Below are 7,251 nucleotides of genomic sequence, written 5' to 3'. Positions count from 1 at the left end.
CGCTGGCCACGCTCACCTACGGGTGCGCCTCGGTCCCTCCGCTCCAGGATGACGTCACCGGACCGCCCGACTCCCCCGCGGTCGCCTCGGTTCAAGAGGAAGGCCAAGGCGTCTCCCTGCCGGCGAATGGAATGGCCGAGGAACAGTCGCTGAGTCAAACCGTGGCGGCCGACGACTCCCTGGTCGCCCTGGTGTACGACGAGATGCGCGGCCTCTCGCTGCCCGACTCCCTGATCCCGGTCACCGTCCCCGAACGCAACGCCATCGAGCAGGACCTGCAGATCCTCGACCACGACGCGGTCCAGCGCTGGGTCGACCACTTCACCGGCCCCGGCCGCGGCTTCATGCAGGCCTGGCTGACCCGCAAGGCCGCCTGCGACTCGCTGATCTACAGCCGACTCGACGCCGCCGGCCTGCCGCGCGAGCTGATCTGGCTGGCCGCCATCGAGAGCGGCTTCAGCCCCCGCATCCGTTCCAGCGCCGGCGCCGTCGGCTACTGGCAATTCATGGCCGGCACGGCCCGCCATTTCAAGCTCCAGTGCGACTGGTGGGTCGATGAACGCCACGACCTCGAACTCGCCACCACCGCCGCCGCTAAGTACCTCACGCAGCTGTACCACATGTTCGGGGACTGGACCCTGGTCATCGCCGCCTACAACACCGGCGAGCACCGCATCGAACGGGCCATCCAGGCCGCCGGCCACGACGACGTGCGCCGTCTGCGGATGCCCGAGCAGACCCGCAACCACGTGCTGAAGTTCGCGGCCGCCCTGCAGGTCGGCCGCGATCCCGCCGCGTACGGCTTCGACGTGCCGGCGGTGCCCGACATCGCCTTCGACACCGTCCCGGTCACGGATGCGACCGACGTCGCGCTGATCGCCGAGTGCGCCGGCGTCGACCGCGACGCCGTCGCCGCGCTCAATCCCGGCCTGCTGCGCGGCGCCACGCCGCCGGAACGCAGCGACTTCCGCGTGCGCGTACCGGCCGGCACCGGCGAGCGCTGCGCGATCGGACTCGCCGCCGTCCCGCCCGAAAAGCGCCTGACCTGGCGCCGGCACACCGTGGGCCGCGGCGAGACCCTCAGCCAGATCGCCACGAGCTACGGCACCCGGGTGCGCGACATCGCCGACCTCAACAAGATCCGCGACGTGTCGCGCATCCACCCCGGCGACAAGCTCCTGATCCCGATGCCCGGCGTCCGCGCGCCCCGCGATCCCGAACGCACCGTCGCCATCGCCCAACCGGCAGAAGCCAAGGCGGCCGCACCGGCCACCGCCAAGCCGGCGCCCGCGCCGGCCAACGTCGGCGCCTACACGCCTCCCGCCGGCTACGAGCGCGTGAGCTACCGCGTGAAATCCGGCGACACGCTGTTCGAGATCGCGCGACGGCTCGGCGTCACGCTGAAGCACATCATCAGCGTCAACGGGTTGAGGGCTTCGAGCGTGATCCACCCCGGCCAGCGACTGCACGCGTACCGGCCGCCGCGTCACTAGGACGCAACGGCCGGCATCGGCGTCGGCGCGGGGCGCCGTCAGAAGTGGGCGGTGATGCTGACCCGGTGGGTTTCCTCGTCGTTGCCGAGCGTGTCGCCCGCATAAGCGTAGTCGACCGTCAGATCCGCCAGCCTGAATCCGGCGCCCGCAGTCAGTTCCTCCGTGCCCCATCCCCCGCTGAACCCTCCGCGCAGGAAGACGCGACGGTCGAGCGCCAGTTCGGCGCCGGTGTGGAGGTTCGTGCTGAAGGCGCCCGAAGCGTACTGGTCGGCGTCGCCGCGGTCGTCGAAGCGCGACTCGGCGCTGGCGGCCAGCGTCAGCTCGGCCCGCCAGCGTTCCAGCGGGAAGCGGTAGGCCAACGCCGGCACGATCGTCGGGGTGATGACCTCGGTCGTGCCCGCGTAGTCGCCGGGGCCCGACCAGGCGAGGAAGGTCGTGGTGATGTCCTGGAGCTTCAGTCCGAAGTCGAGGCCCCGCCACACGCCCCGGCGGAGCAGGCCGAGATCGGCGCCCAGGCCCAGGCTGGAATAGCCGGCCACGCTCTGGCGCACGAACTTCACCGTGCCGCCCAGGAGCCAGTCGCCGTGCCGCTCGGCGTAGGAGGCGAAGAGCGCCAGTTCGGAGTCGCTGACGTAGCGGAACTGGTCGCGCAGGTTGAACAGACCGGCCAGTTCCTGGTCGGTGACCACGCCGTCGTGGTCGGTGTCGAGCTGGTCCTGGAGGTGCGCGGTCAGCTGGATGTCGTCGACGCCGAGGCGGATCGCCGAGATCGCGAAGCCGGCTTCCGTCCCGCCCATCAGCGACCAGTCGACGGGGCGGGCGTAGGCCGCGTAGTCGCGGTCGACGAGGTCGCCGAACTGTTCCGCGTGCATGACCAGCAGGCCGCAACCCTCCAGGCCGCTGAGACCGGCGGGGTTCCAGAAGGCCGCCGAGGGGTCGTCGGCCACGGCCGTGAAAGCCCCGCCCATGCCCAGGGCGCGGGCGCCGCCGCCGTCTTCCATGAAGGACCCGGCGTACTTGGCGGCCGAAGCTCCGATCGGCGCGAGCAGCAGGGCCGCGGCGAGCGCCGCCGCGACGCGCGCCCGCTCCTTCGTGCCGGAAAGTCCGGATCTGTGCATCGTGTCCTCGCATCCCAGGGGGTGGGTGACGGCCGCGCCCCGCGGGCGTCGGCCTGCAACAAAATACCACAGTCTTTTCAGGTCAGCCAAGGCCCGTGTCCCGGCCCGCTCAGCTCAGGCCGTACTTGAGCAACTTGCGGTAGAGCGTCCGTTCGCTGATGCCGAGCCGCTCGGCGGCCCGCCGGCGGCGACCGCCGGTGGAGCGCAGGGCCTGGTCGATGAGCGCCCGCTCCGCCGATTCGAGGTCCACGGGACCGGCCGCCTCCGCGGTGTAACCGTGATCGACCGGAATGGTTTCCACGAACGTGCCGTCCAGGGGCACGGACTCGCCGTGCGGGATGCGTTCCTCGCCGCGCAGCAGGCCCTTGATCTCGTGCAGGTCCTGGCGCATCTCCAGCAGCATGGCCGAGAGCAGTTCCAGGTCCAGGCCCGCGAACGGGCGGGCCAGGGGCACGGGCAGGCGCGACGCGCGGGCGCGGCCGCCGGTCACGATGTCCTGCGGCAGGTCGGCCGCCTCGATCATGCCGTCGCGCTTGAAGACCACCACGGAGCTGACGAGGTTCCCCAGCTCGCGCACGTTGCCGGGCCAGGGGTGGTTCAGGAGCATCTCCAAGGCAGGGCGCGAGATGCCGCGCACGTTGGTGCCGTGCCGCTCGTTCTCCTGGTCGAGGAAGTGCTGGACCAGCACCGGCACGTCCTCGCGCCGTTCCCGCAGGGGCGGGGTCGGGATCACCACCACCCGCAAGCGGTAGTAGAGGTCCTGGCGGAACCTCCCCTCCTCGACGTCGCGGGCCAAGTCGCGGTGGGTCGCCGCCACCAGGCGGATGTCGCTGCGCTCCAGGCGCGAACCGCCGACGGGCGTGAACTCGCCGGTCTCCAGCGCCCGCAGGAAGCGGGTCTGCATCGGCAGCGGCATCTCGGCCACTTCGTCCAGGAAGAGGGTGCCGCCGTCCGCGCGGCGGAACACGCCCTCGTGGCGACTGACCGCGCCGGTGAAGGCGCCGCGCTCGTGCCCGAAGAGTTCGCTCTCGAGGACGCCCTCGCTCAACGAGCCGCAGTTGAGCGAGACGAAGGGACCGGCCGCGCGGCGCGAGTGGTCGTGGATGGCGCGGGCCACGAGTTCCTTGCCCGTGCCGCTCTCCCCGAGGATCAGGATCGTCACGTCCAGCGGCGCCGCCTGCGCGATGAGCGCGATCATCTGGTTGACCGCGCGCGAGCGCCCGACGATGCCGCTGCGCTGGCGGACGTTGCGCAGCCGCAGCAGGCGCTCGACCTCCTGGCGCAGCGCGTCGCCGCCGGTGCCCGCGTCCAGGCGCCGCAGGGCGCCCCGCCGCGGCTTGTCCTGCAAGCCTTCGAGCACGTCCTCCCCGCCCAGGACCAGCAGGTCGGCGTCGCCCTTGGATGACAGGAATTTCTCGACCACGTGGCGGGTCCGGGCGAAGTCGTTGGTGTCGAAGACCAGCAGGGCGCCCCGGCCGTCGGCGAAGCGGGCCAGGGCCTCAGATGGCGAATCGTGGACGTAGAGATCGACGCCGGCGAGGCGCCAGTCGGCGGCGGTCTTGAACAGGGCCGGGCGGCGGCTCAGGATCACGACATCGTGGGGCACGTCCCACCTCCTGCGGATCTGTCACACCTGACAGTCACGTGCCCAGGATGCCACCGATTCGTCGATTCTGCCATGTCTAATGCGAGTAAGGCGGATTCAGGCCTGCTTGTGGACGAACTCGACGTCGATCGCGGCCGCCAGGCGCGCCAGGTCATCCTGCTCGTGCGAGCGGTGCGCGTGGCGGCGCATCATCTCCTCCAGGCGGTCGCCGGCGTCCTGGAGTCGCGCCAGCAGGGGGTCGAGACGCGGCGCGGGCGCCGGCGGAGGGGCGGGCGTCGCGCCGTCCCGGAGCGCCGCGACGAGGTCCGCCGCCGCGGCCGCGGGCGCCTCGGTCTGGCGACGGTAGGCGGCCACGCCGGTGGCGGGAGCCGGTGTCCGCGGTGCGACCGGGGCCGGTTTCCCGGCCGACTTGGCCTGAGGTCCCTGAGACTTGGCCGTCGGTCGCTGCGCTGCAGCCTTTGCCGCCGCCTTCGCCGCGGCGGCCGTCCGCCTGGCGTCGCGTCGCCTCGCGGCGGCCGCGCGCCAGCGCTGCCACTGCAGGTAGAAGGCCACGAACAGGGCCGTGCCGCCGGCGGCCAGCGCGACGGCGGCCGCCCAGGCCAGCGTCCGGTCGGCGCCCTGCAGGAAGGCCAGGATCCCTCGTTCCACGTCGCGTCCTCCCCGCTCAGGCGGTGGTGTCGATCCGGGAGACGGGAGCCTCTTGCGGCGTCCCTTCCGCCGGCGCGGCGTCCGGCGCCGCTTCGGCCTCGTCCCGGTCCCGGTGATCCCGGTCGCCCCCGCGGTGGCGACGGTCGGGATCCACGTTCGATTTCTGGGCCTCGTCCGTCGGCTGGAGGCGGTCGACCCGCTTCTCGCCCTTGAGCAGGTGGCCGGCGGCGGCGCTCTCGGTCTGGGCGATCTGCTGGCTCTTCTGCAGCGCGCGGGCCACGTTCGTCATCTGGGAGATCGTGCTCTTGACCGAGAATCCGTCGCCAGCCATGGGTCCGACCTCCCTCCGGCCTCAGGTGCGCAGCGGCACCTGCAGGTCCAGCAGCACGGCCGCCAGCTTGAGCATCGGCGGCAGGGCCAGACCGGCCATGATGTTGACGCGCTCGAGCAGGGCGTCGCGGGGGGATTCCTCACGCGACGCTTCCTTACGGCGCTGGGCCCGCCGTTCGCTGCCCAGGCGGTCGATCGATTTGCGCCCCTCGCCGCGCTGGATCTTGCCGCGCAGGCGCAGGATCGCCTTGGTGTGGATCTGGCAGACCCGCGACTCCGTCACGTCGAGGATCTCGCCGATCTCCTTGAGCGTGAGCTCCTCGTAGTAGTAGAGGACCAGGACCAGCTGCTCCTTCTCGGTCAGCTCCTCGAGGCTGCCGGCGATGAGGCCGCGCATCTCCTCCTCCGAGACCACCGTCTCGATGTCGGGCGAGCGCGTGTCGGCGATGTAGTCGCCGAGGCAGTTGGACTGGTCGTCGTCCTCGGAGCTGTCCGCGTCGAGGGACACGATCGTCGCGACCGCCACCTCGTCCATCATCTGCTGCAGTTCGTCGCGGCTGACGCCGAGTTCCTTGGCCAGCTCCTCGTCGGTCGGCGTGCGGTTGAGGCGGGACTCCAGGCCGTGCAGCGCCGTCTCCAGCTGGCGCGCCTTGCGCCGCAGGGAGCGGGGGAACCAGTCCTGGCTACGCAGTTCGTCGAGGATCGCACCGCGGATGCGCGGGATCGCGTAGGTCTCGAACTTGTTGCCCCGGCGGAAGTCGTAATTGTCGACGGCCTGGATCAGGCCGAGCAGCCCGGCCGACACCAGGTCCTTCTGGTCCACGTAGTGGGGCAGGCCGATGGCCATGCGCCCCGCCACGTATTTGACCACCCGCGCATAGAACTCCACCAGCGCGTGACGCGCCTGCTGGTCGGTCTTGTCGGCCATGCGCTCCCAGAGGTCCAGGTGCTCGATCCGCTCGATGGTGTCGGTCTGCTGCATGGAAGCCCTCGTTCCCGGGTATGGTCGCTATCTGGGTGGTTGCGATGAGGCGGTTGCAGGAACCGTGCCTCGGCTGCGGGCCGGACCGCCGCCTAGGCGGCGGCCGCCGGTTTCCCCTTCTTCGCCGCCTTCTCCGCTTCGCGGCGCTTCTTCTCCTCCAGTCGCCGGATCTCCTCGGCGACGCGCGCCTGCTCCTGCCGCGCCTTCTCGGCCCGCCGGCGCTGCCAGTCCTCGCGGACCCACTCGTCCTGGATGCCGGTCTTGAACATCAGCGACAGCAGCGAACCGACGGCGAAGAAGGCGAAGTAGGCCAGCGCCGCGCGCTTGCCGGCGGCCAGCGCCCCGTAGTCGCGCCAGATGTCGCAGATCAGCGAAGTGAGGGCCGCGCCCAGGGCCAGCACGTTGACGAACTTGTTCACGACGCGCCTCCGGCCGCGGCCGCGGCTTCCGGCGCAGCGGCGCCCCCCGCCGCGCAGAGCTCGACCAGGCTGCCCGCGTCCGCGATCCGCGGCAGCTCTTCGGGCCAGGCGCCGGTGGCGCGCAGGGACACCGGGAACGGCGAGGTCAGCAGCACGTCCAGCAGGCGCCCGGGGCGCGCGCTCAGGTCGCCGCGCGTCAGCGCCAGCCAGTCGCAGTTCCAGGCGCGGCCGGTCTCCCACAGGCGCTCGCGATCGCCGAGGTCCAGGTCCAGGGGCAGCACCAGGTGCCGGTGCAGGTCCTCGTTGTCGGCCACGGAACGCCGCAGGGCCTCGTCGCGGAGCGCCGGGCCTTGCCAGCACGGCGTGTCGACCAGCACGGCGTCGTAACGCGGCAGCAGCGGGAGGCTGCGCTCGAACTGGGCCGCCTCGCGCAACACGGCGGCGTCGTAGCCGCGCCCGGCGGCCTCTTCCTGCAGGCGGCGGACGTCGCCCTTGTGGCGCGGGGTCAGGGCCAGCACGAGCACCTTGCGGCCCGCCGCCTTCAGCGCCGCGGCGCTGCCCAGCACCAGGTCGGTCTTGCCGGCGCCGGCGCCGCCGAGGAAGACGTGGACGCCGGCCAGGTCCTGCCAGCGCCCGCCGGCGGCGCGCAGCTGCG

The 7,251-nt window shown here is 71.9% G+C and carries 8 protein-coding genes; 1 reads left to right on the top strand and 7 read right to left on the bottom strand.

Annotated features, from left to right (window positions below; translation table 11 throughout):
* Window positions 1–131 precede the first annotated feature (131 nt).
* Window positions 132–1,493: a LysM peptidoglycan-binding domain-containing protein gene (locus Q7W29_02325; GenBank protein ID MDO9170647.1), complete on the top strand. Its 1,362-nt coding sequence runs from the start codon at window positions 132–134 to the stop codon at window positions 1,491–1,493.
* Window positions 1,494–1,531: 38 nt separating this feature from the next.
* On the opposite strand, the gene Q7W29_02320 is transcribed toward Q7W29_02325, so the two are convergent.
* From Q7W29_02320 to Q7W29_02290, 7 genes are all read right to left on the bottom strand, one after another.
* Window positions 1,532–2,611 carry a PorV/PorQ family protein gene (locus Q7W29_02320; protein MDO9170646.1) on the bottom strand — a complete coding sequence of 360 codons (1,080 nt, stop codon included), beginning with the start codon at window positions 2,609–2,611 and terminating at the stop codon, window positions 1,532–1,534.
* Window positions 2,612–2,720: 109 nt separating this feature from the next.
* Window positions 2,721–4,217, bottom strand: a complete 1,497-nt coding sequence (locus Q7W29_02315; protein MDO9170645.1) for a sigma-54 dependent transcriptional regulator — start codon at window positions 4,215–4,217, stop codon at window positions 2,721–2,723.
* A gap of 96 nt (window positions 4,218–4,313) precedes the next feature.
* Window positions 4,314–4,865, bottom strand: a complete 552-nt coding sequence (locus tag Q7W29_02310; protein MDO9170644.1) for a hypothetical protein — start codon at window positions 4,863–4,865, stop codon at window positions 4,314–4,316.
* A 16-nt stretch (window positions 4,866–4,881) separates the two neighbouring features.
* Window positions 4,882–5,196, bottom strand: a complete 315-nt coding sequence (locus Q7W29_02305; protein ID MDO9170643.1) for a hypothetical protein — start codon at window positions 5,194–5,196, stop codon at window positions 4,882–4,884.
* A gap of 21 nt (window positions 5,197–5,217) precedes the next feature.
* Window positions 5,218–6,177, bottom strand: coding sequence for a FliA/WhiG family RNA polymerase sigma factor (locus Q7W29_02300; protein ID MDO9170642.1), 960 nt, complete (start codon window positions 6,175–6,177; stop codon window positions 5,218–5,220).
* A gap of 92 nt (window positions 6,178–6,269) precedes the next feature.
* A complete protein-coding gene (locus Q7W29_02295; GenBank protein MDO9170641.1) occupies window positions 6,270–6,596 on the bottom strand; it encodes a hypothetical protein in 327 nt (108 codons plus the stop codon).
* Window positions 6,593–7,251: hypothetical protein (locus Q7W29_02290; GenBank protein ID MDO9170640.1), on the bottom strand; the 659-nt coding region annotated here is incomplete at its 5' end. The genes Q7W29_02295 and Q7W29_02290, both read right to left, overlap by 4 nt.

This window comes from bacterium, from assembly GCA_030654305.1.
GTDB lineage: Bacteria > Krumholzibacteriota > Krumholzibacteriia > LZORAL124-64-63 > LZORAL124-64-63 > PNOJ01.
The sequence above is the reverse complement of the archived record's forward strand: the minus strand, read 5'-3'. Positions and strand labels throughout refer to the sequence as shown.